The 26,094-nt window shown below is 67.0% G+C and carries 24 protein-coding genes, 1 tRNA gene and 1 pseudogene; 19 read left to right on the top strand and 7 right to left on the bottom strand.

The genetic code is table 11. The annotated features are described in order from the left end of the window. Positions 1-713: pseudogene (locus E0L93_RS14445) on the bottom strand (hypothetical protein); the annotation flags it as partial. 117 nt (positions 714-830) lie between these two features. Then, positions 831-919 (bottom strand) — tRNA-Ser (locus tag E0L93_RS14440). Positions 920-969: 50 nt separating this feature from the next. Here E0L93_RS14440 and panB point away from each other — a divergent pair. After that, positions 970-1,818 (top strand): 3-methyl-2-oxobutanoate hydroxymethyltransferase, encoded by an 849-nt coding sequence (gene panB / locus E0L93_RS14435; protein WP_132692782.1) that lies wholly within the window; start codon positions 970-972, stop codon positions 1,816-1,818. On the opposite strand, the gene E0L93_RS14430 is transcribed toward panB, so the two are convergent. Next, on the bottom strand, positions 1,815-2,714 hold the full coding sequence (locus E0L93_RS14430; protein WP_132692781.1) for a YihY/virulence factor BrkB family protein: 900 nt from the start codon (positions 2,712-2,714) through the stop codon (positions 1,815-1,817). The genes panB and E0L93_RS14430 overlap by 4 nt on opposite strands. 128 nt (positions 2,715-2,842) lie before the next feature. Here E0L93_RS14430 and E0L93_RS14425 point away from each other — a divergent pair, with 128 nt between their 5' ends. Both E0L93_RS14425 and E0L93_RS14420 read left to right on the top strand, forming a co-directional pair. Next, the gene (locus E0L93_RS14425; protein ID WP_132692780.1) at positions 2,843-4,030 is read left to right on the top strand and encodes a GAF domain-containing sensor histidine kinase; all 1,188 of its coding nucleotides are present in this window, start codon (positions 2,843-2,845) and stop codon (positions 4,028-4,030) included. Further along, positions 4,027-4,656, top strand: a complete 630-nt coding sequence (locus tag E0L93_RS14420) for a response regulator (RefSeq protein WP_132692779.1) — start codon at positions 4,027-4,029, stop codon at positions 4,654-4,656. Before E0L93_RS14425 ends, E0L93_RS14420 begins: the two co-directional genes overlap by 4 nt. Positions 4,657-5,238: 582 nt before the next feature. Here E0L93_RS14420 and E0L93_RS16495 read toward each other — a convergent pair. Beyond that, entirely contained in the window at positions 5,239-6,339 is a 1,101-nt protein-coding gene (locus E0L93_RS16495; RefSeq protein ID WP_132692778.1) for a helix-turn-helix transcriptional regulator, read from the bottom strand. Positions 6,340-6,461: 122 nt separating this feature from the next. Here E0L93_RS16495 and E0L93_RS14410 point away from each other — a divergent pair, with 122 nt between their 5' ends. The 3 genes from E0L93_RS14410 to E0L93_RS14400 all read left to right on the top strand — a co-directional run bounded on the left by E0L93_RS14410 (position 6,462) and on the right by E0L93_RS14400 (position 8,542). Further along, positions 6,462-6,953: a quercetin 2,3-dioxygenase gene (locus E0L93_RS14410; RefSeq protein WP_132692777.1), complete on the top strand. Its 492-nt coding sequence runs from the start codon at positions 6,462-6,464 to the stop codon at positions 6,951-6,953. Positions 6,954-7,092: 139 nt separating this feature from the next. Further along, positions 7,093-7,632, top strand: coding sequence for a cupin domain-containing protein (locus E0L93_RS14405; RefSeq protein WP_207890528.1), 540 nt, complete (start codon positions 7,093-7,095; stop codon positions 7,630-7,632). 334 nt (positions 7,633-7,966) lie between these two features. Then, on the top strand, positions 7,967-8,542 hold the full coding sequence (locus E0L93_RS14400) for a protoglobin domain-containing protein (protein ID WP_132692776.1): 576 nt from the start codon (positions 7,967-7,969) through the stop codon (positions 8,540-8,542). A 222-nt stretch (positions 8,543-8,764) separates the two neighbouring features. Here the strand turns inward: E0L93_RS14400 and E0L93_RS14395 are convergent, their stop codons facing one another. After that, positions 8,765-11,056: an ATP-binding protein gene (locus E0L93_RS14395; protein WP_165874395.1), complete on the bottom strand. Its 2,292-nt coding sequence runs from the start codon at positions 11,054-11,056 to the stop codon at positions 8,765-8,767. A gap of 161 nt (positions 11,057-11,217) precedes the next feature. On the opposite strand from E0L93_RS14395, the gene E0L93_RS14390 reads away from it, so the two are divergent. Both E0L93_RS14390 and E0L93_RS14385 read left to right on the top strand, forming a co-directional pair. After that, entirely contained in the window at positions 11,218-11,712 is a 495-nt protein-coding gene (locus E0L93_RS14390; RefSeq protein ID WP_132692774.1) for a cupin domain-containing protein, read from the top strand. A 135-nt stretch (positions 11,713-11,847) separates the two neighbouring features. Further along, the gene (locus tag E0L93_RS14385) at positions 11,848-12,546 is read left to right on the top strand and encodes a hypothetical protein (protein WP_132692773.1); all 699 of its coding nucleotides are present in this window, start codon (positions 11,848-11,850) and stop codon (positions 12,544-12,546) included. Positions 12,547-12,604: 58 nt separating this feature from the next. On the opposite strand, the gene E0L93_RS14380 is transcribed toward E0L93_RS14385, so the two are convergent. Both E0L93_RS14380 and E0L93_RS14375 read right to left on the bottom strand, forming a co-directional pair. Beyond that, entirely contained in the window at positions 12,605-14,275 is a 1,671-nt protein-coding gene (locus tag E0L93_RS14380; RefSeq protein WP_132692772.1) for an AMP-binding protein, read from the bottom strand. 41 nt (positions 14,276-14,316) lie between these two features. Beyond that, positions 14,317-15,237 (bottom strand): LysR family transcriptional regulator, encoded by a 921-nt coding sequence (locus tag E0L93_RS14375; protein ID WP_132692771.1) that lies wholly within the window; start codon positions 15,235-15,237, stop codon positions 14,317-14,319. A 151-nt stretch (positions 15,238-15,388) separates the two neighbouring features. Between E0L93_RS14375 and E0L93_RS14370 the strand changes: the two genes are divergently transcribed. The 11 genes from E0L93_RS14370 to E0L93_RS14325 all read left to right on the top strand — a co-directional run bounded on the left by E0L93_RS14370 (position 15,389) and on the right by E0L93_RS14325 (position 26,085). Next, the gene (locus E0L93_RS14370; RefSeq protein ID WP_132692770.1) at positions 15,389-16,249 is read left to right on the top strand and encodes a CoA transferase subunit A; all 861 of its coding nucleotides are present in this window, start codon (positions 15,389-15,391) and stop codon (positions 16,247-16,249) included. Next, the gene (locus tag E0L93_RS14365) at positions 16,246-17,031 is read left to right on the top strand and encodes a CoA-transferase subunit beta (protein WP_132692769.1); all 786 of its coding nucleotides are present in this window, start codon (positions 16,246-16,248) and stop codon (positions 17,029-17,031) included. The genes E0L93_RS14370 and E0L93_RS14365 overlap by 4 nt, the downstream gene beginning before the upstream one ends. A 15-nt stretch (positions 17,032-17,046) precedes the next feature. Next, positions 17,047-18,321, top strand: a complete 1,275-nt coding sequence (locus tag E0L93_RS14360; RefSeq protein WP_132692768.1) for a thiolase family protein — start codon at positions 17,047-17,049, stop codon at positions 18,319-18,321. A gap of 54 nt (positions 18,322-18,375) precedes the next feature. Further along, positions 18,376-19,077 (top strand): protocatechuate 3,4-dioxygenase subunit beta, encoded by a 702-nt coding sequence (pcaH, locus tag E0L93_RS14355; RefSeq protein ID WP_165874396.1) that lies wholly within the window; start codon positions 18,376-18,378, stop codon positions 19,075-19,077. Further along, on the top strand, positions 19,077-19,664 hold the full coding sequence (gene pcaG, locus E0L93_RS14350; RefSeq protein ID WP_132692785.1) for a protocatechuate 3,4-dioxygenase subunit alpha: 588 nt from the start codon (positions 19,077-19,079) through the stop codon (positions 19,662-19,664). Before pcaH ends, pcaG begins: the two co-directional genes overlap by 1 nt. After that, entirely contained in the window at positions 19,661-21,001 is a 1,341-nt protein-coding gene (gene pcaB / locus E0L93_RS14345; RefSeq protein ID WP_132692766.1) for a 3-carboxy-cis,cis-muconate cycloisomerase, read from the top strand. Before pcaG ends, pcaB begins: the two co-directional genes overlap by 4 nt. A 2-nt stretch (positions 21,002-21,003) precedes the next feature. Continuing rightward, positions 21,004-21,789 (top strand): 3-oxoadipate enol-lactonase, encoded by a 786-nt coding sequence (gene pcaD, locus E0L93_RS14340; RefSeq protein ID WP_165874393.1) that lies wholly within the window; start codon positions 21,004-21,006, stop codon positions 21,787-21,789. Further along, positions 21,786-22,199, top strand: a complete 414-nt coding sequence (gene pcaC, locus E0L93_RS15940; RefSeq protein WP_165874392.1) for a 4-carboxymuconolactone decarboxylase — start codon at positions 21,786-21,788, stop codon at positions 22,197-22,199. The genes pcaD and pcaC overlap by 4 nt, the downstream gene beginning before the upstream one ends. Positions 22,200-22,363: 164 nt before the next feature. After that, positions 22,364-23,602, top strand: a complete 1,239-nt coding sequence (locus tag E0L93_RS14335) for an ABC transporter substrate-binding protein (RefSeq protein WP_207890527.1) — start codon at positions 22,364-22,366, stop codon at positions 23,600-23,602. 57 nt (positions 23,603-23,659) lie between these two features. Then, positions 23,660-25,276 (top strand): long-chain-fatty-acid--CoA ligase, encoded by a 1,617-nt coding sequence (locus tag E0L93_RS14330; RefSeq protein ID WP_132692765.1) that lies wholly within the window; start codon positions 23,660-23,662, stop codon positions 25,274-25,276. 35 nt (positions 25,277-25,311) lie between these two features. Continuing rightward, positions 25,312-26,085: an enoyl-CoA hydratase/isomerase family protein gene (locus E0L93_RS14325; protein WP_132692764.1), complete on the top strand. Its 774-nt coding sequence runs from the start codon at positions 25,312-25,314 to the stop codon at positions 26,083-26,085. Positions 26,086-26,094: the final 9 nt, after the last annotated feature.

The following is a 26,094-nucleotide window of genomic DNA, read 5'->3' as shown; positions in this document are numbered from 1 at the left end:
GTGGGCTGGGGCTGGGTTCCCGGGGCGGGCTGAGACCCCGGAGCGGGCTGCATGCCGGGTGCGGGTTGCGTTTGCTGCTGGCCGCTACCTCCCACCCGGTCCAGCCATCCGGGCTGCTCCTGCTGCACGCTCCCGGGCTGCTGGATCTGAGGGGCGGTGGGCTGCTCGGGGGCGGTGGCTCCGCTCCGGGCCCGCTCGGTAATCGCACCGAGGGTAGTGCTCGGCGCCTGCTGGCCGATTCCCGCCTCGGCGGTGCAGTCTTGCCAGAAGCAGGTGAAGGACTTGCCGACGGCGGCTTCCACGGCCGTTATCCCGCCCATGCTCAGGAAGAACGCCAGGGCGCCAGCCGCGATACCGGTCGCCAGCACCGACTTGCGCCGCCGGGGCGAGAGTTTCGAGAAGCGCCGCCGGCTGCCGTAGAGCTTCATACCGCCGGAAGCCGGTCGGGGTTCCGGGCTTCCGCCGCCGCCCGGCCGGGCCGAAGTGGCGACCCTCTGACGCACGGTCTGCGGGATCCGGGCCAGCCTGCTGGAGGCGCTCTCAAGCTTCACGTTCAGAAAGGCCGAGGCGGTGGTGATGATCATGGAGGTCAACGCGGCCCCGATCAGGGTCCCCGCGACCCCGATGCTGGAGGTAAAGAAAGCCGCTATGGCGGAGGCCATCCCGGCCGCCGCGACGGTGTGCGGTTTTATGATCGGACCCTTGTCACTCACAGCCGCTCCTCCGCAGGATCAGAGTTCCGTTCATGCGAGTTATTGTAACGATGTGTTGCGAACCCGCAAAGGGGGTTGGGTTAAAAGCGGGTTAAATTCCGTTCTTGCCGGGGAGAGCGGAGGAGGAGGGATTCGAACCCTCGATACCCCGTTAGAGGTATAACACCTTAGCAGGGTGCCGCCTTCGGCCGCTCGGCCACTCCTCCGAGGAGCCGTTATTATACCAGAGGGTTGCCGGATTTCTAAAGGGCAGGAGGTGGCGCGGTTGGAGAGGGTCACAGTACCTTCGGTTCTGGAGATGAAGCGGCGGGGCGAGCGGATCGCCATGCTGACCGCCTATGATTACCCCACGGCCCGGCTGCTGGAGCGGGCCGGGGTGGAGGTGATCCTGGTCGGGGATTCGCTGGGTATGGTGACTCTGGGCTACGACTCCACCGTGCCCGTGACGCTGGAGGAGATGATCCACCACGTGAAGGCCGTGGTGCGGGGAACGAGCCGGGCGCTGGTGGTCGGGGACCTGCCTTTCGGCTCCTACGGCGAGAGCCCCGGTCAGGCCGTCCGCTCGGCGACGCGTCTGGTGAAGGAGGGAGGATGCGACGCCGTGAAGCTGGAGGGCGGTTCGGAGATGGTTGCGGCGGTGGAGGCCGTGGTCCGGGTTGGCATCCCGGTCGTGGGGCACGTCGGGCTTCTGCCGCAGTCGGCGGGCAGGTACGGCGGTTTCCGGGTGCAGGGCAAGACCGCTGCGGAGGCGCGGGAGCTGCTACAGGGCGCGCGGGATCTGCAAGCCGCCGGGGCCTTCATGGTCGTGGTCGAAGCAGTTCCCGCTCCGGTGGGGGAGGCTATCAGTCGGGCGCTGGAGGTGCCGGTGATCGGGATCGGGGCCGGAGCGGGGTGCGACGGGCAGGTGCTCGTCACGCCGGACATGCTCGGGTTGCAGGAGGAGCTGAGCCCGCGTTTCCTGAAACGCTATGCAAACCTCGCCGGGACGATCGTGGAGGCGGCGGGCCGATACGTCTCCGAGGTCAAGGAGGGCCGGTTCCCGGAGGAGGTCCACGGCTATGCAATGGACGCGGAAGAGGAGCGGAGGTTCAGAAGCGGTCTCTAGCACTCCTCCGGCCTTCCCTCGATTATCTGCTTCCCGGAGCGCTCCTCCTTCATCTTGGCCAGCGTTGCATTCAACTCCGCGCCGAAGAGGATCATGATCGAGGATATGTACAGGTACAGCAGGAGCACGATCACGGCCCCGATGGAGCCGTAGGTGCGGTCGTAGGCGCCGAAGTTGTTGACGTAGTAGGAGAAGGCCAGGCTCGCCAGAACCCAGAGCAGCAGCCCGATCACGCCTCCGGGGGTGATCCAGCGAAAAGGCTGCTCCACATCCGGGGCGAAGTAGTAGATCAGCGCCAGCGCGACGCCCAGCAGGAGGAGCGCTATGGGCCACCGCGCGAGGTTCCAGACCACCTCGAAGAGCTCGCCCATGCCGAGGAGCCCGGCCAGCCAGCCCCCCAGGGCGGAGCCGCCGACTAAAAGCAGGACGCCCAGGATGATGAAGACCGACAGCCCGAAGGTCATCAAGACGGAGAGCAGGCGCACCTTCCAGAAGGGCCGGGTCTCCTCCACGTCGTAGGTCTTGTTGAGCGCGTGGATGAGGGCCGCGAACGCGTTGGACACCGCCCAGATGGTGGCCAGGATGCCGAAGGAGACCAGACCCGGCGCCGGCCGTTCTCCGGAGAGGACGTTGCCCAGGTATGTGTCGATGAGCTCGTAGACCTGTACCGGAACGACCTGCCGGAAGTAGCCGAGCACGCTCTCGGCGAGATCCTGGCTGCCGAAGGTCCCCAGCAGCGCGACCAGGAAGAGCAGCAGGGGGAAGATGGCCAGGACCAGGTAGTATGCCAGCTGGGCGGCCAGCGCCGTTACGTCGTCCCTCTGAAACTCCCGCACGGTGCGCTTGAGGGCCTCGAGGCTCATAAGCGTCCAGAGGTCTCTGAAGAATCCCAGCATGGATCCCGACCCCCGGCGGTCTACTACGCCGCGCAGCTTTGCCGCTCTGATTCTCTCCGGAGTCACGTCAGTTCACCCTCTCCCAGCCGGGACCCACGGGCCGCATAAACTATTATAAACTTGGTGATGTGTACACCGAGCGCGACGGAGGTGCTTTCCGGGAGGGAGCGGCAGAGAGTGAGCTGCGGCGGCGCAACCGGGAGCTCTCGATCCTGAACGCCATCGCCCGGGAGGTCAACCGCTCCGGGGACCTGGACGCGCTGCTGCGCTCCGCTCTGGCCCGGACTGTGGACCTCATGAACCTCAAGGCAGGGTGGGTCTGGCTCCTGAACGAGAGCACCGGTGAGCCGTATCTGGCCGCTGCGCAGAACCTGCCACCGGGACTGGCCGGTAACCCCCGGCGCATGGAGGGCGGGTGCTACTGCCTGGACACCTACCGGGCCGGAGACATGCGCGGTGCGGCCAACGTTAACGTCGTGGGGTGCAGCCGGCTCGCCGGGCTTGTGGACGGGACCGGCGGCCTGCGCTACCACTCCAGCATCCCGCTCTACGCCGGGAGGAAGAAGCTCGGCGTGCTCAACGTGGCGAGCCCGGAGTGGCGGCGGCTCTCTCCGGAGGAGCTGCAGCTGCTGTATACCGTCGGGGACTTCCTGGGTGTAGCCGTCGAGCGCGCCCGGCTCTCGGCCCGCAACGTCCGGCTCGGGGCGGTCGAGGAGCGCAACCGCCTGGCGCGCGAGATTCACGACACCCTCGCCCAGGGGCTCACGGCGGCCGCCCTGCAGCTGGAGACCGCCGACGCCCTGATGGAGATGGAGCCCGGCCGGGCCCGGACCGCCGTGCGGCGGGCTCTGGAGCTCACGCGCGCCGGCCTGGAAGAGGCGCGCCGGTCGGTGATGGACCTGCGCGCCGCGCCGCTTGAGGACAGCACCCTGCCCGAGGCCCTGCGCCGGCTCGCGGAGGAAGCCGGCGAGCGGGGTGGCCTGCGGGTGGAGTTGCGGGCCACCGGAGAACACCGCCCGCTTCCGGTCCGCGTGGAGACCGGCATCTACCGCATCTGTCAGGAAGCGCTGGCCAACGTCGTGCGGCACGCCGGGGCCCGGAAGGTGAGCATCGAGCTCACGGCGGAGCCGGGGAGCGTGAGGCTGGTGGTCGAGGACGATGGGGCGGGCTTCGACCCCGGGCGCATCCCGGAGGGGAGGTTCGGGCTCGTGGGGCTGAACGAAAGGGTCCGGCTGCTGGGCGGGGAGCTGAACCTGGAGAGCACGCCCGGGACGGGTACACGTGTGGAGGTGGCCCTCCCTCTGGAGGGGTCATGATCCGCATACTCCTCGCCGACGACCACCCGGTGCTCCGGGAGGGACTCGCGGCCGTGCTCGGCACCCAGCCGGACTTCGAGGTTGTGGGGGAGGCGGGAGACGGAGAGGAGGCAGTGCGGGAGGCCGAGCGCCTCAGACCGGACGTGGTGCTGCTGGACCTGGAGATGCCCGGAATGGACGGCGTGGAGGTTCTAAAGCGCCTGAAGGAGTCGGGAATGGAGGCGCGGGTGCTGGTGCTGACCGCCTTCGATACCGACGAGCGTATCTTGGGCGCCGTCCATGCCGGAGCTCATGGCTATCTGCTCAAGGGAACCACCCGGGAGGAGATCTTCGACGCCATCCGCGTGGTTTACTCGGGCGGCTCGCTGCTGCAGCCCGTGGTTGCCAGAAAACTCCTGCGGCACGTCAGCGGGGAAGAGGGGAGCCCCGGGAGGCCGACGCCCCGCGAACTGGAGGTCCTCCGGCTCCTGGCCCGGGGGCTGCAGAACAAGGAGATCGCCTCCCGCCTCTTTATCAGCGAGCGCACCGTCAAGTTCCACATCAGTTCCCTCATGCGGAAGCTAGGCGCGAACAACCGCACCGAGCTCGTCTCCTTAGCCGCCCGGCGCGGCCTCGTGGAGCTCTAGAGCCTGTACCCCGGTACAGGTCGCCTCCCCGTACGATTTCGCGGGCGAGTCTCCCGCCCGACGGCCGGTCCCCGGCGTTTAGCTTCCGGTTAGCCTTGATCCGGAAGATCGGCAGGAGGGAGACGAGAGATGTACGAGTACGATACGTACCGGCAGCACCGGCGGGATCTGCTGCGCGCGGCGGAAGCAGCCCGGGCAAGGCGAAAGCTCCGGGATCGCGGGAAGAGCCGCAGCCTGTTGCCGCGGAACGCTCTCACCCGGTTCTCCGGGCTATTCCGGACCGCCCGGAAGGCGCTGGAGATCAGGGGTGGTGAGCCCCGGCGATGAAGGAGATTATCGCGAAGATCGTGACCAGCACCGTGCCTACGGCGATGGCTATGCCCAGCGCCAGAACCATGCGCTCTATGCTCATGCGTCTCGTCCTTTCTGCTTTTCACGCGCGGATTCCTCCGACTAGTTTAGGCCGTGCCGTCTGACGGGGCAAATGCGCGCTCCGTGCTGCCACTCACGGCCATTAGTACTCGTCCACGCAGTTATAACCGGGGCCTCTGCTCTGGTTCTCGGGAGAGACTATCCAAAGAGCTACGAAAAGATGGTGCCTAGGAAGAGCTTCTTCACCAGCGCGCCTCGACCCCGCACCCCAACCTTCTCGAAGATGCTCTTGAGGTGATCCTGGACGGTGTACTCGGAGATGTACAGAGCAGCGGCTATCTCCCTGTTCTGGGCCCCGCGAACGATGAGCTCTACGATCTCCCGCTCCCGGGGGCTCAGCCCGTAGGCAGCCATGTGCAGCCACCCCACCTCTTTGGGTCCCGCCGGCTCGATGACGACCACCACCTCGCTCGGGCGGGCGCCGGTCGGCTCGGTGAGGTCGGCCTGAAGCGTCATCCAGCGCCCCGAGCGTGCCCTGACGCAGACGCGCGGTGCGGACTCGCCATCCGCACCGGCCCCAGGATCGAGGGCGCTCCGCAGCGCGCCCACCACCGCGCAGACAACCGCCGGAAGCCCCTCGCCCTCGAGCCACCCCGGCCCGAGGTCCCCGATCTCCCGCAACAGATCCTCCGCGGCCTTCGTGTGCTGTATCACCCGCATACGGCGGTCCAGGGTCAAGACCCCCGAAACGTTCCCTCCCTCCGCCTCCGGCAAAGCCTGCTCGCGCAACACCGCCGCCTTGAGCCCGGCCCCGAGGTGGGGAGCGACGCGCCGGACGAACGCTACCTCTCGGGCGTCGAAGTCGGAACGCCCGCGCTCCCTGGCAAGCTCCGCGCCGCCCCAGGGAAGCCGGCCGACGGCAAAGACGCTCCTCAGCTCATAACCGAAACCGTTGGGCGCAAGGATCTCGCGGTACCGCAGGGCCCGCTCGAGCCTGCCGCCGGTGCCCTCGGAGAGCAGCGCTACCGGCCGCCGGCTCCGCACCATCCAGTCGTAGGTGTTCACCCCGTCCTCGAACATGACGTTCTCGAGGAAGAAGCGCATCTCCTCCTCCCCCACCCTCTCCACCACCACGTCGGTCGGCAGCCCGCTCCAAGGGTCCGAGGTGAAGAGGCAGTGCCTGTCGAACGGCACCACACGCCTCAAGACCTCGGCTACTTCGAGCCGGAGCGCCCTCGCGTCGAGCCCCGCGTAGCAGAGGCGTTTGATCTCCCGGAAGGCCCGTTCCTCCAGAGAGTACGGAGTCTCCATCGCCCACCCTTCACAACCGGACCGGATCGCAAATATCCCAGAGATCTGGGATACCCGGCTCTCGTACCACATGCTACATTTCATTTTAGCAATGTCGGACACAACCCGGAAGGAGCAGGACCGTGGAGACGAGCAATCGGAGCGCCACCTACCTCCCGCCCGGAGAGGGCGAATCGGTGTGGCTTCTGGGCGACCTGTACACGTTCAAGGCGGTGAGCGAGGACACCGGCGGAGCCTTCGCGCTCTGGGAGACGCTCTCCCCTCCCGGAGGTGGCCCGCCGCCGCACCTCCACCACCGCGAGGACGAGACCTTCTACGTCCTCGAAGGCGAGCTGGAGTTCCTGGTCGGCGGCAACACCGTCGGGGCCGGGGCCGGCTCCTTCATCCACGTCCCCAAAGGGACCATGCACACCTTCAAGAACGTGGGAGCGGCGCCCGCCAGGTTCCTGGTGACGGTCGTGCCGGGCGGCTTCGAGAGGTTCTTCTTCGAGGCCGGAGAGCCGGCCACCGACAGGTCCTCCCCGCCGGTCCAGGATGGCCCGCCGGACGTGGAGAGGCTCGTGGCCACCGCCGCGAAGTACGGCTGCGAGATACCGCCGCCTCCCGGGGAGTGACCGGGAGGGGCCGCGATTGAGGGAGTGTTGATAAACCCGATCCTCTCTACGCTTTTCGGCAGAGGTGTCTCCGGGCGGGGAGTCGCCCGGTGGGGCCAGGGCAACGAAACATCGGCGAAACAGGGAAGGGAGACCGTTCATGGGCGTAAAAGGAGACTCGCGGGCGCGTATCGTGCTGGCGGCGAACGAGGGTGAGAAGGTGGTGATCGGCGGGCTCGGCGTGCGGTTCATGGTCGGGGCGGAGGAGAGCGGCGGCAGTTTCGCGCTGGTAGAGCACCCGATCGGGCCGCGGGCGCTTGCCGCGCCGGTGCACACCCACCGGTACGAGGACGAGTACACCTACGTGCTGGAGGGAGAGATCGGCGTCCAGGTCGGCGACGAGGTCCGCGTGGCCCGGCCCGGGGACCTCGTCTTCAAGCCCCGGGGCGTGCCGCACGCCTTCTGGAACGTGGGGGACGGGCCGGCGCGGGCGCTGGAGATCATCTCCCCCGCAGGCTTCGAGCGCTACTTCGCGGAGGTGGCGCCGCTGCTCCCGCCCGCCCACAACGGGCCTCCCGACGAGCGAGCGCTCGGCGCCATAATGGCCAGGTACGGGCTGGAGATGGACCTGGGTTCCATCCCCGTGCTCGCCGAGCGCCACGGTCTCACGGTCGAAGGACCGCCGCCTTCCGAGCGGTAGGACTCCCAGCCCCTCTCGCCTATGCCTCGCAGCCACCTCAACAGCGTTGGGTACAGGTTGTCGAAGAAATGAGGGAAAGACCATTGCAGGCCGTTTGACGCACCGTTGCTCGAAAAGGCCCCATATTAGGCAAGTTGGACGCACTCTGAGAGCAGCCCGGCAAGGCTTGTGCCTTTTTGTCAGGCTGGGGGAGTACAGCCCGTTCCAGATCCACAGTGCTGAGTGCAATAGACCTTGCTACAGATGCGCCAGGCGTCGCTGTGTGCCAACATGCGGGTGTGTAGGAGCTAACCGCTAAGGGAAAGCGGGAGAGGAAGGAGGCACACCAACCACCATGGCAGATATTCCAGGTTACACCTACGGCACCGCAGAAGTCGCCCGATCGCCTGTTTCTCTTGAGGATCTTGAGAAGCTCAAGCAGACCATCCAGTTCAGCGAGGAGGATCACGAGTACCTGCGCATGGTTGGGGAGGCCCTCTCCGACCAGACAGACGCCCTCTTCGAGCACTGGATGAGCCTCTTCGGTCCCATCTTCATGTCCTACTTCGCAGGACCCGATGGCACGCCGGACGAACGGTACCTAGGGGCTGCTCACCCACGCTTCGTTCAGTGGATCTTCGACACCTGCAACCGCACCTACGACCAGGACTGGCTCAACTACCAGCATGAGATCGGCCTGCGCCACCATCGCACCAAGAAGAACCAGACCGACAATGTGGACTCTGTGCCTATCGTGCATTTCCGCTACCTATGGGCCGTCGTCTATCCTATGTCTGCCATCCGCCCCTTCCTGGCTCGGAAAGACCATAGTGACGAAGAGGTGGACAAGATGCACCAGGCCTGGACCAAGGCTCTGATGCTGTCTGTGATCTTATGGAGTCATCCTTATGTGAAGGACGGCGACTGGTAGTCGTCTAGCTACAGCGAAGAGAGAACCAGGCCGTAGCCGAAACCCTCTCGAACTCCCGCCTCGCCGTCATGAGCGGGAAGGGCATGGGAACTCTTCGCCACGTTTCGTCGGTTCGCAAGGGCTTCGGTTTGGATCCATCCGGACTTTTCGGGCGGTCCCTGATGTACCAGAAAGCGCAGCCGGGATAGGGAGGAAAACTACGCCCGGAACCTCTTCAGGTGGCTACGCCTCCCGGAGCTTCGCGCTCTGCCGTCCCCGTTCGAGTCGTTTGAGGGCGCGCTCGATGCCCCTCTTGTTGCCCAGCTTACGGTGCAGGGCCAGGCTCTCCTCGTAGAGGGAGAAGGCCCGGTCCTCCTCTCCCAGAGCATGCGCCGTATCTCCGAGATTCGTCAGGGCGAAGGCCCGTCCCGCCTTGTCCTTGAGCGCCTCGTAGAGTCCGAGGCTCTCCTGGTGCAGTTCCAGGGCGCGTCCGGCCTCGCCGCGTTCGAGCGCCACGACGCCGAGGTTGCATAAGGAGTAGGCCAGGCCCCGCCCGTGGCCCAGCTCCTTGAAGAGCGCGAGAGCCTCCTCGAAAAGATCCGCCGCCCGTCCGAGGTCGCCCCGGCGGCGGGCGATGTTCCCCAGGGTGATGAGCGAGATGGCGGCGGACCTGCGGTCCTGCAGGGCCCTGCTCAGGCGCAGGCCCTCTTCGCTCAGCGCCTCCGCCCGCTCATCATCGCCCCGGGCGCGCGCCGCCTGCCCAAGCTCGGCGAGGAGCCCGGCGATGCCGGCCTCGTCCCCGAGCCTGCGATACATCGCGAGGCTCTGCTCAAGGAACGCGAAAGACCTGTCGAGGTCGCCCTGGGCGATAGCCAACCTGCCCGCCCCGAGCAGGGCTCTGGCCCGCGTGCCGTCGGTGGCTCGGAGGCCGTGCGCGGCCTCCAGGAAGCCCTCGATCCAGCCGCGCCCCTCGGCGAGATACCCGCGCATCCACCAGAACCAGTTCAGCGCCCCGACGAGGCGGAGCCCGGCCTCGACCTCGCCCCGCTCCTTCGCCCACCGCAGGGCTGCTCGGAGGTTGTCGTGCTCGCGCTGGAGCCTGTCCATCCAGACCTCTTCCTCCGGGCCGATCAGGGCCGGCTCCGCCTCCTCCGCCAGACGCAAGAAGTAGGCGGCGTGTCGCCGTTGAGCATCTTCGGCCTCCCCGCTCTCCACCAGCTTCTCCCGCGCGTACTGTCGCACCGGCTCCAGCATCCCGTAGCGCACCCCGCCTTCCTCCCCGGCGGGCTCCGCCGCGACCAGCGACTGCTCGACCAGCCGTCCGAGGAGCTCCAGCACGTCTTCGGCGGCGATGCTCCCCGACGCGCCCACCTCCTCCGCCGCCTCAAGCGAGAAGCCCCCGGCGAACACCGACAGCCGCCGGAACAGAGCCCTCTCCGCCTCCGGAAGGAGGTCGTAGCTCCAGTCGAGGGTCGCCCACATAGTCCTCTGACGCTCGGGAAGGTCCCGCGCCCCGGAGGGCGCGGACAACGCCCGGTCGAGGCGCGCGAGGAGCGTGGCGGGGTCCAGGAACCTCACCCTCGCCGCCGCCAGCTCCAGGGCGAGCGGCAGCCCGGCCAGTCGCCAGCAGATCGCCGCGACCACGGCGGCGTTACCCCTTTCAAGCCTGAAGGCCGGAGAGACCGCCCGGGCGCGTTCCGCGAAGAGTCGCCCGGAGGGCGAGCCGAGGACCTCCTCCGCGGCCGGCGACCGGGTGGAGGCGGGCAGCGCCAGGGGGCCCACCGGGTACTCCTGCTCGCCCCGGACGCGCAGGGGAGCGCGGCTGGTGGCCAGCACGACGAGATCGGGGCAGTCTTCGATGAGCCCGGCGACCTCGGGAGCCGCCTCCAGCAGGTGCTCGAAGTTGTCGAGCACCAGGAGCAGCCGCTTACCTCGCAGGCGGGCGCGCAGGGCCTCGCCCAAGCTCTGGCCACCTGCCTCCCTCAGACCCAGCGAACGCGCGACGGTCGGGACGACGAGGGAGGGATCCCCCAGCGATGCCAGGGCGACAAACGCCACGCCGTCGGGGAAGAGCCCCGCGGTGTCTCGCGCCGCCTGGATAGCGAGGCGCGTCTTTCCCACGCCGCCGGTCCCGGTAAGGGTGAGCAGCCGCACCCCCGGGTTCCGCAGGAAGGCTTCGATCTCCTCCAGCTCCCGTTCCCGGCCCAGGAGCGGGGTGTGAGGCACCGTAACGGCGAACTCCGCAACGATCTCCGGTGCGGCGGTAGCAGCGGCAGCACCCCGCTTCGGTACGGAAGCGAGGAGGGCAGCCCGTTCGCTCTCGGACAGCTCCAGCGCTTCTGCGAGCGACCGGACGGTGTGCGGGTAGGGCCGTCTCCGCACGCCGCGCTCCAGCGCGCCGACGGCGTTGGGGCTGAGTCCCGCCCGCGCCGCCAGCTCCTCCTGCGTCAGACCCGCGACTTCCCGCAACCGTCTCAGCCGCGCCCCGAACGAAGTGTCGGCAACCGCTCTCAGCTCGGCCCTCTGCCCGAACACGACTCCATTACGCATCACATGTTACCAAAGCCCGACGGTGCTCATAATGCCACACGGTCGCGACTGTGTGGGTAGTGTGCGTGCGGTGTGTCTGGTCTGCCGCCCGGCGCGGCGGCAGACTCCGGGTACAGGCAAGGCTCCCCTGAGGAAAGGAGATGAGCATGGAGGACGTGGCGAAAAGGACTGTGACGTACGTCCCGCCGGGCGAGGGGAACCTGCTGTACCTGGTGGGGGACCTGTACGCCTTCAAGGTCACGGGCGAGGAGACGAACGGCGCCTTCGCGCTGTGGGAGGCGGTAATCCCTCCGCAGGCCGGACCGCCGCCGCACATCCACCACCGGGAGGACGAGAGCTTCTACGTGCTGGAAGGGGAGATAGAGTTCCTGGAGGGCGAGCACACCTTCCCGGGAGGCGCGGGCTCCTTCGTGTACATCCCCAGGGGCACCCTGCACAGGTTCAAGAACGTGGGGACGAGGACCAGCCGGGCCCTGATCATGGTCACCCCCGCGGGGCTGGAGAAGATGTTCGAGGAGATAGCCACGCCCGCGACGGACCCGTCCGCCCCGCCGCCCCCGCCCGGCCCGGAGGACGTCGAGAAGCTCCTGGCGGTCGCCCCCAGGTACGGCCTGGAGATAGTGCCGCCACCGCAAGGGTAGCGCGGGGAGTGGCGGCGGACGCCGCAAAACCCCAGGAATCTGGGATAGGAAGGTCGCCCTCCGCAAGCTAACCTCGGTCTAGCGGAAAGGAACGGTACAGGGAAAGGAGGCCGGCACGTGAAGAAGATGCGCGGGATGTTGGGTAGAGGAAAGGTGACGGTGCTGGCCGTGGTGGTAGCGCTAGTCTTGGTATCGGCGCCGGCGGTCTTCGCCCACGGCGGCTACAGAGGGCTCTTCCACCTGGGACACAACAACTACTCCAAGACGGTGAGCACCCTCATAAAGCAGGGACCGGGGCCTGCGCTGAGGCTGCTGGTCGGACCCGGGCAGCCCCCCATGATGCTCAACTCTAGTGCGAGGGTGGCCAACCTCAACGCCGACAAGCTCGACGGTCTGGACTCCGGCGCGTTCGGCATGAAGCTCATAAAGAGCGGGATGCAGTTCACCGATGAGTGCAGCGCTGTGAATGCCTGGAACGAGTGTGTGCGGGTCCAGGTCACCGTTCCGGCGGGCAAGACTTATGAGGCCCTGATCACCGCCGAGGCGACCTTCTACGAGTACGCCAGTGGCGAGAACCGGGTCCTCTTCTGCCCGAGCGCCCGGAAGACGACGGACACCGGAGCGAACTGCACCGGGGAAGAGAGAGGACTGCTCCTGAAGAACGACGAGATGGAGTCGGTCTCGGACACCACCGTGAGGACGCTAACCGAGGGCACCTGGATCATAAGCAGCGCGGTGAAACCCAGCGATCCGCTCGATCCCCGCTCGGGCTTCCACCAAGGGAAGGCGCAGACGGTGGTCCTGATCCGGGACGCCTCGACCCCCTTGCCGTAAACTCGGCAAATGGTACCCTACCGGAGCCTTCGGGCTCCGGTTGTCTTATCTTCCCTTGCTACGCGGTCTCCGTCGCGGCGGCCTTTTGCAAGCCGTACCTCTCGATTGCGGCCTCGCGCAGCTTGTACTTCTGGATCTTGCCGCTCGCCGTCATCGGGTACTCGTCCACGAAGTCTATGTAGTGTGGGATCTTGTAGCGGGCTATCCTCTCCCGGCAGAACTCCCGCACCTCCTCCGCGGTGAGCTCTTCGCCCGGCTTGACCTTGATGGCGGCTGCGACCTGCTCGCCGTACTTCTCGTCCGGGACGCCGTAGACCTGCACGTCGCTTATCTTCGGGTGGGTGTAGAGGAACTCCTCGATCTCGCGCGGGTAGATGTTCTCTCCTCCGCGGATGATCATGTCCTTCGCCCGGCCCGTGATCCTGACGTACCCGTTCTCGTCCATGACCGCGAGATCCCCGGTGTGCAGCCAGCCGTCCTCGTCTATGACCTCGCGGGTCCTCTCCTCCATCTTGTAGTAGCCGCGCATGACGTGGTAGCCGCGGGTGCAGAGCTCGCCCTGCTCGCCCGGACCGACCTCCTCGCCGGTCTCCAGGCTCACTATCTTCACCTCCACGTCCGGCAGCGCCCGGCCCACGGTGGAGACCCGGAGCTCTATCGGGTCTTCGGTCCGCGTCTGGGTTATGACGGGGGAGGCCTCCGTCTGGCCGTAGGCGATGGTTATCTCCGAGGCCCCCATCACGTCCACTACCTTCTTCATAACCTCAATCGGGCACGGGCTTCCGGCCATGATGCCGGTCCTGAGCGATGAAGTGTCGTACCGCTCGAAGTTGGGGTGCTCGAGCTCCGCTATGAACATCGTCGGCACCCCGAGCACCGCCGTGCAGCGCTCCTCGTGGATGGCCCTTAGCACCTTCTCCGGGTCGAACTGCTCGACCGGCACCATCGTACCCTCGTGCGTGACGGTGTTGAGCGTCCCGAGTACGCACCCGAAGCAGTGGAAGAACGGGACCGGGATGCAGACCCTATCCTCCGGGCCCAGCTTCATGCACTCGCCGATGTAGAAGGCGTTCTTGACAATGTTGGAGTGCGTGAGCTGCACGCCTTTGGGGAAGCCGGTAGTCCCGGAGGTGTACTGCATGTTGATAACTTCCTCGGCGTCGAGCGAGGATTGGCGCTCGGCCAGCTCTTCCGGTGTTACCCGGTCCGCCAGCTCCATCACGTCCCGCCAGCGGAACATGCCGGGGTGCTCTCCATCGTCGAAGACGACCACGTTCTTGAGGTATGGAAGCTTCTCGTAGCTAAGCCTGCCGGGCTCGGAGCCGGCAAGATCGGGAACGGTGTCGTAGACGATCTGGGGGAAGTCCGCGCCCTTCACACCGGTGGAGAGGAAGAGGGTGGTGGTGTCCGACTGGTCCAGAACGTACTCCAGCTCCGCCGAGCGGTAGGCCGGGTTGACGGTGACGAGTACGGCCCCGATCTTGCCGGTCGCAAACTGCAGTATCACCCACTCCGGCAGGTTCTGGGCCCAGATGGAGACGTGATCTCCCTTCTTGACCCCGAGCGCCATGAGGGCGCGCGCCGCTTGCTCGACGACCTCCCTGAACTCAGCGTAGGAGTAGCGCAGACCGTGCTCCGGATAGACCAGCGCGTCGTGATCCGGACGCCGCCCGGCCACCAGATCTAGCAGCCCGCCCACGGTAAGACCCTGGATCTCCTCGGCTCGCATCTTCCGCCTCCCGCTCCGTTTCACCCCTGACACGGGGAATTCTAACAGAGCTCTTCCCGCGCCGAGGCGGACCTGTCTCGAGACTCCTCCCGCACCACCTGCAGGAACGAGCTCAGGACCGCCCCGGTGTCCTCCCGGCGCCAGATCACACCCAGCTCCACCGTGGGCGAGAGCCCGCGCACCGGCCGGTAGACCACGCCCGTCCGCCGCAGGTTCCGCACCGAGGCCGGTACCAGGGCCACACCGATGCCCGCGGCGACCAGCCCGACGATGGTCTGCATCAGCCACACGTCCTTCTGTACCGCATCGGGAACGAAGCCGGCCCTGCGGCACGTCTCCGTGACCTGCCCGTAGAGCCCCGGCATCCTCTGATAGCGCGCGGGCAAGATAAAAGGCTCGTCCGCCAGAGCCCGCAGCTCGACCTCGGGCTCCGAGGCGAGAGAATGGGTCTCCGGCAGCGCCAAAACCAGCGCCTCGCGCGAGACACACTCTACGTTGAGCGAGGCGTCTTCCAGCGGCAGGTAGAGGAAGCCCGCGTCTATCTGCCCATCATGCAGCCGCTGCACGATCCGGTCCGGACGCATCTCGCGCAGGAAGAGCTCGACCTCCGGAAAGCGGTCTCTGAACGCGCGCAGAATGGTCGGCAGCGCCTCATTCGAGGCCGAGGGCACAAACCCCAGCGTGAGCCGGCCCACCTCGCCGTGCCCCACCCGCCGCACGATGCTGACGGTCTGATCCAGCTGCACGAAGATGCGCTGCGCCTCCTCCAGAAGCAGCTCCCCGGCCTCCGTCAGCCTCACGCCCCGGCTGCTCCTCTCGAAGAGCCGGACTCCCAGCTCCTTCTCCAGCTGCTTGATCTGGGTGCTCAAGGGCGGCTGCGCCATGTGTAGCCGCCGGGCCGCGCGGTTGAAGCTCCGCTCCTCCGCAACCGCCACAAAATATCTCAGACGCCGCAGATCCATGCCGGTAGTATACCTGAAAGATATATCTACTGGATGCATTCGGTATTTGCGCTATAGCTTCGGGAGCATCAAAATGTCAGGATGGAGAAAAGGGCGTTTCGGCACGCGCGGGAGGAATCCGGTTGTATGGCGGCACCGGTGAGGGAGAGCGGTGGATAAGGTAGTAGATCTGCGGGAAGCGGTAGGTGAACTGGTCCGGGATGGGATCTCGGTAGCGCTTGAGGGCTTTACGCACCTCATTCCCTCGGCTGCGGCGCACGAGATCATCCGCCAGGGGAAGCGTCACCTGACGCTCATCCGCATGACCCCGGATCTCATCTACGACCAGATGATCGGGATGGGCTGCGCAGATAAGCTCATCTTCTCCTGGGGAGGGAACCCTGGCGTGGGCTCTCTGCACCGATTCAGGGACGCCATCGAGAACGGCTGGCCGCGCCCGCTCGAGATAGAGGAGCACTCCCACGCCGGGATGGCGAACCGCTATGTGGCCGGGGCGTCCAACCTGCCGTTTGCCGTGCTGAGGGGGTATGTCGGCACGGATCTGCCCGAAGTCACGGAGACCATTGCTCCCGTGAGGTGCCCGTTTACGGGCGAGCAGCTCATGGCCGTCCCCGCGCTCAATCCGGACGTAACTATAATCCACGCTCAGCAGGCCGACCGCAAGGGCAACGTGGCCATCTGGGGGATAACGGGCATCCAGAAGGAGGCCGCACTGGCCGCGGAGCGTGTCATCGTTACGGTCGAGGAAGTCGTGGAGAAGTTCGAGCCGAAACCCTTCCAGATCGTCTTGCCCTCGGTGGCCGTCGACGCCGTTTGTGCCGTGCCCGGCGGGGCCTATCCCTCCTACGCGCACGGCTACTACCCCCGGGACAATACCTTCTACGAGGAGTGGGACGGGATCAGCCGCGAGCGGGAGAAGTTTCTGCAGTGGATGGAACGGCACGTGCTGGAGGTTGAGGACTACGCTTCCCACCTGAAGAGCATCCGGAAGGAAGAGGTGATCAAGGCTTGAGCGCCTACACCGCGGATGAGATGATGTCGATCGCCGCCGCGAGGGAGCTGAAAGACGGGGTGGTGTGCTTCGTGGGGATAGGGCTTCCCTCGGAGGCTGCGAACCTGGCGCGGAAGACTCACGCGCCGGGCGCCATTCTCGTCTACGAATCGGGTGCCATCGGGGCCAGGCCTGAGGTCCTGCCGCTCAGCATAGGAGACGGGGAGCTGGCCGAGTACGCGGATTCTGTGGTCTCGGTGCCGGAGATCTTCAACTACTGGCTGCAGGCGGGAAGGATAGACGTCGGATTCCTGGGGGCCGCGCAGATAGACCGCTACGGCAACCTCAACACCACCGTCATAGGGGACTACCGCACCCCCAAGGTCCGCCTTCCCGGAGCGGGAGGGGCCCCCGAGATAGCCGCCTCTGCTAAAGAGGTTATAGTGATGCTCCGGCACAAGCGGCGGGCTTTCGTAGAGAGGCTGGACTTCATCACCTCCGTCGGGCACCTCGAGGGCGGCGAATCGCGCAAGGGGCTGGGCTATCCGGGGGCGGGGCCGGTGGCCGTGATCACCGACCTCGGCGTTCTGAGGCCCGACCCCGAGAGCAGGGAGCTGACCCTCACCGCCTTGCACCCCGGTGTGAGCGTGGACGATGTGCAGCGGGAGACGGGCTGGAAGCTGCGCGTCTCCGAAGACCTCGAGACGACCGAGCCGCCTGCCCGGGAGGAGCTGGAGGTCTTGAGGGAGCTGAAGGCCCGCACGGAGGCGTCCAGAAAAGGAGCCGGACGGATTACCGGTTAGAGGAGTGTGAGTTTGATGGCGTACGGAGGAGTCGGCGAGGCCTGGATCGTGGGGGCGGTGAGGACCCCCATCGGCAGACATGGCGGGGCCTTGAGCCCGGTGAGGCCCGACGACCTGGGGGCTCTGGCGCTGGAGGCCCTCATGGAGCGCACCGGCGTACCTCCCTCCGAGGTGGAGGACGTCTACTTCGGGTGCGCCAACCAGGCGGGGGAGGACAACCGCAACGTCGCCAGGATGAGCCTGCTGCTGGCGGGCTTCCCGGAAGGGGTGGCAGGAGCCACGGTAAACCGCCTGTGCGGCTCGGGGCTCGAGGCCGTCTCCCAGGCGGCGAGGGCCATCATGCTCGGGGAGGCCGACGTCTACGTGGGCGGCGGGGTGGAGTCCATGAGCCGGGCGCCGTGGGTGGTGCCGAAGCCGGAGAGGGCCTACCCCACCGGACATACGACCATGTACGACACGACGCTGGGCTGGCGGCTCACGAACCCCAGGATGGAGCAGATGGGCCACACCGACTCTTTGGGGATGACCGCGGAGAACCTCGTCCAGGAGCGCTTCAAGCTCACCGCCGAGGAGCAGAAGCCCGAGGAGCTCGCCGAGGGCTACGACATCTCGCGCGAGAAGCAGGACCGCTTCGCCCTGAGGAGCCACCAGAAGGCGGTTGCCGCCCAGGATGCGAAGCGCTTCAGGGACGAGATCGTTCCCGTGCCGGTGAAGACCCGCAAGGAGGAGAGGCTCGTCGAGGCCGACGAGGGGCCCAGGCGCGACACCTCTCTGGAGAAGCTCGCGAAGCTCAAGCCCGTCTTCAAGCAGGGGGGCACGGTGACCGCGGGCAACTCCTCTCCCTTGAACGACGGGGCCGCGGCGGTGCTTGTGGTCTCCGGGGAGTACGCGAGGGCCCACGGGCTCGAGCCCCTGGCGAAGATAAGGAGCATAGGGGTTGCCGGGGTGCCGCCCCGGGTGATGGGCATAGGGCCCGTACCGGCGACGAGGAAGGCGTTGGATCGGGCCGGCATCGGGATGGACGAAGTGGGGCTCATCGAGCTGAACGAGGCGTTCGCGGCACAGAGCCTGGCGGTGCTCTACGAGTGGGGGATGGACCCCGAGGACGAGAGGCTCAACCCCAACGGGGGAGCCATAGCCCTGGGGCACCCTCTCGGGTGCTCGGGGGCCAGGATACTCACCACCCTCGTGCACGAGATGAAGCGCAGAGAAGAGGTGCGCTACGGGCTTGCCACCATGTGCATAGGGGTGGGGCAGGGCATCGCCATGGTCGTCGAGAAGGTGGACTGAGAGGAGGCCGGAGGGGTGCAGCAGCACGGACCAGCACAGGAGCAGCAGCGGGAAATCCTCGTCCCGCAGGAGGACGATCTCGAGCAGCCGCCCTACCTCTACCCCGGCTACGTCGGGACGCGGCTCAGAGCGCCCAAAGAGCCCCTGATCATCCTGCCCAAGACCCTCTCGGACATCACCGGGCCGGTCTACGGCCACCGCAAGCCGGGCGAGCTCGACAACGACCTCACCCGCCAGCACGGGGGCGAGCCGCAGGGGCAGAAGATCATCGTGCACGGCCGGGTGCTCGACGGCGACGGCCGGCCGGTCAGAAACACGCTGGTGGAGATCTGGCAGGCCAACGCCGCCGGGCGCTACCGGCACAAGGTGGACCAGCACCCCGCCCCCATAGACCCCAACTTCAGCGGGGCGGGGAGGACCCTCACCGACGACGACGGCTACTACCGCTTCATCACCATAAAGCCCGGGGCCTACCCCTGGCAGAACCACTACAACGCCTGGCGTCCGGCCCACATCCACTTCTCCCTGTTCGGGAGGGCCTTCAGGAGCCGGCTGGTTACCCAGATGTACTTCCCCGGCGACCCGCTCTTCTTCCAGGACCCGATCTTCAACTCCGTGCGCGACGAGAAGGCGCGGGGGCGCATGATCTCCTCCTTCGACCTGGAGGCGACCATCCCGGAGGAGGCCCTGGGCTTCCGCTTCGACATCGTGCTCGAGGGCCGGGACGCCACCCCGTTCGAGAGGCCGCACGCATGATGGGGAGGAAGGAAAGTCTCCGGCTCACCCCCTCCCAGACGGTCGGTCCCTACCTGAGCCTGGGGCTTCTGCGGGAGGACTGGTCGAAGCTCGTCCCTCCCGGCCACCCGCAGGCCATACGGATAGAGGGGACCCTCTACGACGGTGCGGGGGAACCGGTGACGGACGGGCTCGTAGAGATCTGGCAGGCCGCCCCTTCAGGCCGCTACGACCACCCGGCCGACGGCCGCGAGGAGCTCCCCCTCGAGGAGGGCTTCCACGGCTTCGGCCGCTCGGGCACCGAGGAAGAGGGGCGTTTCTCGTTCGTCACCCTCAAGCCCGGTCCCGTGCCCGGCCCCGGAGGGACCACCCAGGCACCGCACGTGATGGTCGCGGTCTTCGCCCGGGGGCTCCTGAAGCACCTCATAACCCGCATCTACTTCGAAGACGAGGAGGAGGCCAACGGGCAGGACCCCGTGCTGCGCTCCATAGGGGACGAGCGGGTGAGGAGCACCCTGATCGCCCGCAAAGAGGCCGGAAGCCTCTACCGCTTCGACATACGCCTGCAGGGCGAGGGCCAGACCGCCTTCTTCAAGCTCTCCGCATGAGCGGGGAGCTCTTCGGTCCGATCTTCGTACCCGGCCGCTTCCGGGAGGCGGTCTCGGGGAGGGCCTGGGTGCGGGCGATGCTGGAGGCGGAGGCCGCGCTCGCCCGGGCGGAGGCGCGGGTGGGCCTGATCCCCGAGGAGGCCGCCGGGGAGATCTCCCGCCGCTGCCGGCAGATGGACCCCGACCCGGAGGAGCTCGGCCGGCGCGGCCGGGCGGCGGGCAACCCGGTCCCCGCGCTGGTGAAGGCCCTGGCCGCGGAGGTCCCCGAAGAGGCCGCCCGCCACGTCCACAAGGGCGCGACCAGCCAGGACATCACCGACACCGCCGCCATGCTGGTCTGCCGGGAGGCCCTCGCCCTGATCCTCTCCGAGCTCGACGCGCTGTGCGCCGCCTGCGCCCGGCTCGCCGAGGAGCACCGCGGCATCCTCATGCCCGCGAGGACCCTCCTGCAGCAGGCCCTGCCCACGACCTTCGGCCTCAAGGCCGCCGGGTGGCTCGTGGCAACCCTGGAGGCCCGCCGCAGGCTGCGGGAGGCGAGGGAGAGGGGCCTAGCGGCCCAGCTCGGCGGGGCGGCGGGGACGCTCGCCTCCCTGGGGGAGAAGGGGCCGGAGGTGCTGCGGGAGTACGCCCGGGAGCTCGGGCTCCCCGAGCCCGAGCTCCCCTGGCACACGGCGAGGTTCAGGATCGCGGAGCTCGGCGGGGCGCTCGCGCTCGCCGCAGGTACCCTGCACAAGGTGGCGCTCGACATCATCCTCATGGCCCAGACGGAGGTGGGGGAGGTCGCGGAGCCCTCCGGCGGCGGGCGCGGCGGCTCCTCAACCCTGCCGCACAAGCGGAACCCCATCCTCTCGGTCACCGCCTCCGCCGCCGCCCGGCGGGTGCAGGACCACGCCCGCACCCTCTACGGTGCCCTGGCCCAGGAGCACGAGCGGGCCGCCGGGGCCTGGCACTCCGAGTGGGAGGCCCTCTCCGAATCCCTGGCCCTGACCGGCGGGGCCGCCGCCGCGGTGCGCGAGGCGCTGGAGGGACTGGAGGTCGACCCCGGCAGGATGCAGGAGAACCTCGGGATCACGGAGGGTTTGATCCTGGCTGAGAACGTAACCACCCTGGCCGCCGCGCATCTGGGGCGGCTCAAGGCCCACGAGATGGTCGAGGCCGCCTGCCGGAGGGTCGTGGAGGGGGGAGGGTCGCTGCGGGAGGAGCTACTCGCCGAGCCCGGGCTGCGCGAGGTTCTCCCGGAGGAGGAGATAGATGCCGCCCTGGACCCGGCCCGCTACCTGGGTGCGGCCGGGGAGTTCGTGGACCGGGCGCTGGAGAAGTACCGGAGGGAGGGATAAAAGTGACGGTAGAGCTTCATCACGTGATCGAGGGCCCCGAGGACGCCCCGGTGCTGGTGCTCTCCAGCTCGCTGGGGACGACCCACAGGATGTGGGACCCGCAGGCACCCGCTCTCAGGGAGCGCTTCAGGCTCGTGCGCTACGACCACCGGGGGCACGGCGGCTCGCCCGTGCCTCCCGGGCCGTACTCCATCGCGGAGCTGGGCCGCGACGTTCTCGCCACGCTCGACCGGCTGGGGGTGGAGCGCTTCTCCTTCTGCGGCCTCTCGCTCGGCGGGATGGTGGGGATGTGGCTCGCCGGCGAGGTGCCGGAGCGGGTGGAGCGCCTCGTGCTCTGCTGCACCGCGGCCGTGCTCGGCCCCAGGGAGCTGTGGGACGAGCGGGCGCGGGTGGCCCGGAGCGAGGGCATGGACGCGCTGGCAGATACCGTGGTCGAGCGCTGGTTCACCCCGGCGTTCCGCGAGGGGCAGCCGGAGGTGGTAGAGCGGGCGAAGCGCATGCTGCGCGAGACGCCCCCCGAGGGCTATGCCGGATGCTGCGAGGCCATAAGGGAGATGGACCTGCGGGACCGGCTGGGCAGGATACGGGCCGCCACCCTGGTGATCTCCGCCGCCGATGACCCCGCAACCCCTCCGGAGCACGGCGAGAGCCTCCGCGAGGCGATACCGGATGCCCGCATGGTGATCATAGAGGACGCGGCGCATCTCGCCAACATCGAGCAGCCCGAGGCGTTCACCGAGGCCCTGCTCGAGCACCTCTCCCCGGTGCTGGAGGGGAGGGGATCTTGAGCGACCCGAACTATGACCGCGGGATGAGAATCCGCCGGGAGGTGCTCGGCGACGAGCACGTAGACCGGGCGCTGGCCTCGGCGACGAGGTTCACCTCGGACTTCCAGGACTTCATCACCCGGTATGCGTGGGGTGAGATCTGGGCCCGCCCCGGCCTCGACCGCAAGACCCGCAGCTGCATGACCATGACCGCTCTCATAGCTCTGGGGAGGCTGGACGAGCTCGAGATGCACGTCCGGGCCGCCCTCAGGATCGGGCTCACCCCCGACGAGATAAAAGAGGTCATCCTGCACAGCGCCATCTACTGCGGGGTCCCCGCCGCCAACTCCGCCTTCGCCGTCGCCCGCCGCGCCCTCTCCGAGCATGGCGTCGAAGCCGCAGAAGCAGGAGCATCGGGAGAGCAAGAGTAGCTCGTTAGCCCACGCCGCATATATCGGGTTTGCTATATTCGAAGCATATACCTGAAAGACTTAACCGGTATTTGAACTATAGTCCGGAGGGAGATCAAAATTAACCCGTCAGAGGTGGGGTAGAAGCCGGGAAGGCATCTCGTGCTGGAGGTGAGGAGGAGCCGGTGAAGGGCGAAGGTTATTCGGGCAGAAGCATCGGGCGGCGGGATTTCCTGAGGCTGGCCGGGGGCGGGCTCGCCGGGGCGGCGCTCTTGGGAATTACGGGCTGTGGGGGAGACGGCGCGGGCACTCAGGGGGGAGAGGATGAGCCCATCAGGATCGGAGCGCTCCTCTCTTTCAGCGGTGTGTACACGCCGCTCGCCGAGGATATCAGGAGGGGGCTGGAGCTCTTCCTGGAGCTGAACGGCAACCAGATCGCCGGGCGGGAGGTTGAGGTGCGCTACGAGGACGACGAGAGTGATCCTCAGGTGGCGTTGCGCCTCTACCGGCAGCTTGTGGGCCGGGATAGAGTGAATTTCATCGTGGGGCCAATAATCTCTACTGTGGCACTCGCGCTCATCGACCGTCTGGAGCGGGATGGCGTCATGCTGATCGTGGCCAACGCTGCGGCCAACGAGCTCTCCTGGGAGCAGAAGAGCGACTACGCCTACCGCGTCTCCTTCTCCAACTACCAGAACGGTTCGGCCGGCGCCCGCTACATCGCCGAAAACGTGGGAAGAACCGCGTTCACAGTCGCTCCGGATTACGTCGCCGGCTACGAGGCCATAGAGGGCTTCAGGCTCGCCTACGAGGAGGCCGGCGGAGAGGTAATAGAGGAGGCCTATCCCGCTCTGGGGACCAACGATTTCGCGACGTATCTCACCAATATAAGACGAGCCAATCCCGAACTGGTGTTCGCCTTCCTCTCCGGCACCGACGCCATACGCTTCATCCAGCAGTACGACAGCTTCGGACTCAAGGGCCAGATACCGCTCACCGGAACGGTCGAGCTCGGAGACCCGCTCGTCACCGACCCCGCCGGCCAGTCGGCCGAGGGCATAATCTCCGGCTCTCACTACCTGCCCGGCATAGACAACGAGACCAACCGCCGCTTCGTCGAGGAGTTCCAGAGCAGGCACGACCGGCTGCTCAACGCCTTCAACTGCCAGGGGTACGATTCGGGGCAGGTCATAGCAAGGGCGGTAGAAGAAGCGGGGAGCACCGAGCCCGAGGCTCTAATAGAGGTTTTGAGGGGGATCTCCATAGAGAGCCCGCGCGGTCCTATAACCATAGACCCTGAGACCAACAACCCCATCCAGAACTACTACATAGGTGAGAACGTGTGGGACGGGGAGAGGATAGAGGTTGAGGTCATAGAGACCATCGAGGAGGTCGCCATGCCGCCCAGCCCGCCGGTTGGATAGCCGGCCGGGGACGGGCGGTGTATTCGGATGGCTTCGGGCCTTCGGAGGTGGGGGTAGATGGCGGATGAGAGAAGACCCTGGCTCTCGCTCTACGAGGGGAAAATCTCTTACAGGACCATAGAGACCTCTCTCACCCGCTTCCTCGAGGCCGCCGTAGAGCGCTACCGGGAGAGGCCCGTGATGACGTTCCGGGGGCGGCAGACGACCTACGGGCAGTTGCTCGAGGAGAGCGAGCGGCTCGCCGCTGCCTTTGCGGAGAGCGGGGTGAGGAAGGGCGGCCGGGTGGCCCTCATGCTCCCCAACTCTCCGGAGTACGTCGTCTCCTTCTTCGCAGCTGCGCGGCTGGGGGCGATCGTCACCCAGGTCAACCCCGTGTACGTCGAGCGCGAGCTGGAGCATATCCTGCGCAACTCGGGCGCGGAGACGATAGTGGTGCACGCGAGTGCGTATCCTAAAGTGTGCGCGGTGCGGGAGTCCCTGCCGCTCAGGCGGGCGGTCGTGGTCGGTGAGGTGGCGGATCTCGGAGGATCGGACGTTACCTTCGAATCCTTCCTCGGAGCTGGCTCTGGTTCTGTGCCGGAGGCGGAGATAGACCCTGCTGAGGACCTGGCCGTACTGCAGTACACCGGGGGAACGACCGGTGTTTCTAAGGGCGCGATGCTCACCCATCGCAGCCTGCTGGTGAACATAGAGGCGAACATGAGTCTCGCGCTGGAAGATCCGCGGGTTCTCGAGTGCGGCAAGACCGTCGCCGTGGCGCCCTTCTTCCACATCTTCGGGACCGTGGTTGTGCTGCTGACCTCCATCCACTACGGGATGAACCTGCTGATCGTACCCCGGTTTCAGGTGGATGAGATGATGGAGCTCATAAGGCGCGAGAAACCCGCCATGCTCGGTGGAGTCTCGACCCTCTTCGTGGCGCTGCACAACTACCCCGGGATGGAGGAGTACGGACTGGACGAGGTGCTGCTCTACATCTCCGGCGGAGCGAGCGTGCCGGTGGAGCTCATGCAGTCCTTCAAGCGCAAGACCGGCCGCGACATCTGGGAGGGATACGGCCTCTCTGAGGCCGGGACGGTAACCATCAACACCTACCTGCGCGGGCCGGTTCCCGGGAGCATCGGGGTGCCCATGCCGACCCTGGACGCTAAGATAGTCGATCTGCGGACCGGGGGGGAGGATCTCCCCCCGGGGGAGCCCGGAGAGCTCATCATAAAGGGGCCTCAGGTCATGAAGGGGTACTGGAACATGCCCGGTGAGACGGCCGAGGTTCTGAGGGGTGGCTGGCTCTACACCGGGGATGTCGCCCGCATGGACGAGGAGGGCTACTTCTACATCGTCGACCGCAAGAAGGATGTGATCATCACCTCCGGCTACAACGTCTATCCGCGCGAGGTCGAAGAGGTCCTCTACGAGCACCCGGAGGTCGTGGAGGCCGTGGTCGTCGGCGTGCCCGATGAATATCGCGGCGAGACCGTCAAAGCGTTCGTCGTAAAGAGGGCGGGCAGTGCCGTGACGGAAGAAGAGCTTATCTCCCACTGCGAGGGGAGTCTCGCGCCCTACAAGGTGCCGAAGCTGCTCGAATTCCGGGACGAGCTGCCCAAGAGCGCCGTGGGCAAGCTCCTGCGGCGGGTGCTCGCCGAGGAAGAGCGCGGGAGAGCTGAAAGCAGTTGAAGGGGAACGATCCAACCGGCCCGAGAGGAGAGAGTTTGGAACATATCAGGTTAGACCGGAAAGGCGGGGTGGCCGTCATCACCATAGATCGTCAGGAGAAGCTCAACGCCCTGAACGCGCGGGTCCAGGAGGAGATCACCGAGGTATTCGCCGCGATCTCGCCGGGAGAGGTCCGGGCCGCCGTCATAACCGGGGCCGGCGAGAAGGCATTCGTGGCCGGGGCGGATGTAGGCGGTATGCAGGAGATGAACCCCCTGGAGATCCGGGAGTTCGGGCGGATCGGGACCCGGATGATGGAGGCCATAGAGACCGCTCCGGTCCCCGTTATCGCGGCCATCAACGGCTACGCCCTGGGGGGCGGGCTGGAGCTGGCTCTGGCCTGCGACATACGCATCGCCGCCGAAAACGCCCGGCTGGGCTTCCCGGAGGTTACACTTGGCATCATGCCCGGCGCGGGGGGAACCCAGCGTCTGCCGAGAGTGGTCGGCAGCGGCGTGGCCCGCGAGCTCGTCTTCACCGGCCGGATGATCGACGCGAGTGAGGCGAAGGAGATCGGGCTGGTAGACCGCGTCGTCGAGGAGGGCGAAGCCCTGGAGGCGGCGAAGGAGCTGGCCCGCCGGATAGCCAGAAACGCCCCGCTCGCCGTCAGGAATGCGAAGATCGCGATGAACATCGCCAGAAACACCGATCTCGCGAGCGGCATAGAGCATGAGGGGGATCTGTTCGCGCTCCTGTTCACCACTGAGGACGCGAGGGAGGGCATGGCCGCCTTCTCCGAACGGCGCAAGCCCGACTTCAGAGGCCGGTGAGGGGGTTAT

Source organism: Rubrobacter taiwanensis (assembly GCF_004337705.1).
Classification (GTDB): domain Bacteria; phylum Actinomycetota; class Rubrobacteria; order Rubrobacterales; family Rubrobacteraceae; genus Rubrobacter_C; species Rubrobacter_C taiwanensis.
This window is presented reverse-complemented; position numbering and strand designations above follow the sequence as displayed.

Coding starts and splice junctions, on each gene's coding strand:
- pcaB (WP_132692766.1), top strand. CDS start 19,661: ATGAGCGGGGAGCTCTTCGGTCCGATCTTCGTACCCGGCCGCTTCCGG.
- E0L93_RS14330 (WP_132692765.1), top strand. CDS start 23,660: ATGGCGGATGAGAGAAGACCCTGGCTCTCGCTCTACGAGGGGAAAATC.
- E0L93_RS14420 (WP_132692779.1), top strand. CDS start 4,027: ATGATCCGCATACTCCTCGCCGACGACCACCCGGTGCTCCGGGAGGGA.
- E0L93_RS16495 (WP_132692778.1), bottom strand. CDS start 6,339: ATGGAGACTCCGTACTCTCTGGAGGAACGGGCCTTCCGGGAGATCAAA.
- pcaG (WP_132692785.1), top strand. CDS start 19,077: ATGGGGAGGAAGGAAAGTCTCCGGCTCACCCCCTCCCAGACGGTCGGT.
- E0L93_RS14430 (WP_132692781.1), bottom strand. CDS start 2,714: ATGCTGGGATTCTTCAGAGACCTCTGGACGCTTATGAGCCTCGAGGCC.
- E0L93_RS14360 (WP_132692768.1), top strand. CDS start 17,047: ATGGCGTACGGAGGAGTCGGCGAGGCCTGGATCGTGGGGGCGGTGAGG.
- E0L93_RS14405 (WP_207890528.1), top strand. CDS start 7,093: ATGGGCGTAAAAGGAGACTCGCGGGCGCGTATCGTGCTGGCGGCGAAC.
- E0L93_RS14375 (WP_132692771.1), bottom strand. CDS start 15,237: ATGGATCTGCGGCGTCTGAGATATTTTGTGGCGGTTGCGGAGGAGCGG.
- E0L93_RS14380 (WP_132692772.1), bottom strand. CDS start 14,275: ATGCGAGCCGAGGAGATCCAGGGTCTTACCGTGGGCGGGCTGCTAGAT.
- E0L93_RS14400 (WP_132692776.1), top strand. CDS start 7,967: ATGGCAGATATTCCAGGTTACACCTACGGCACCGCAGAAGTCGCCCGA.
- E0L93_RS14390 (WP_132692774.1), top strand. CDS start 11,218: ATGGAGGACGTGGCGAAAAGGACTGTGACGTACGTCCCGCCGGGCGAG.
- E0L93_RS14385 (WP_132692773.1), top strand. CDS start 11,848: ATGTTGGGTAGAGGAAAGGTGACGGTGCTGGCCGTGGTGGTAGCGCTA.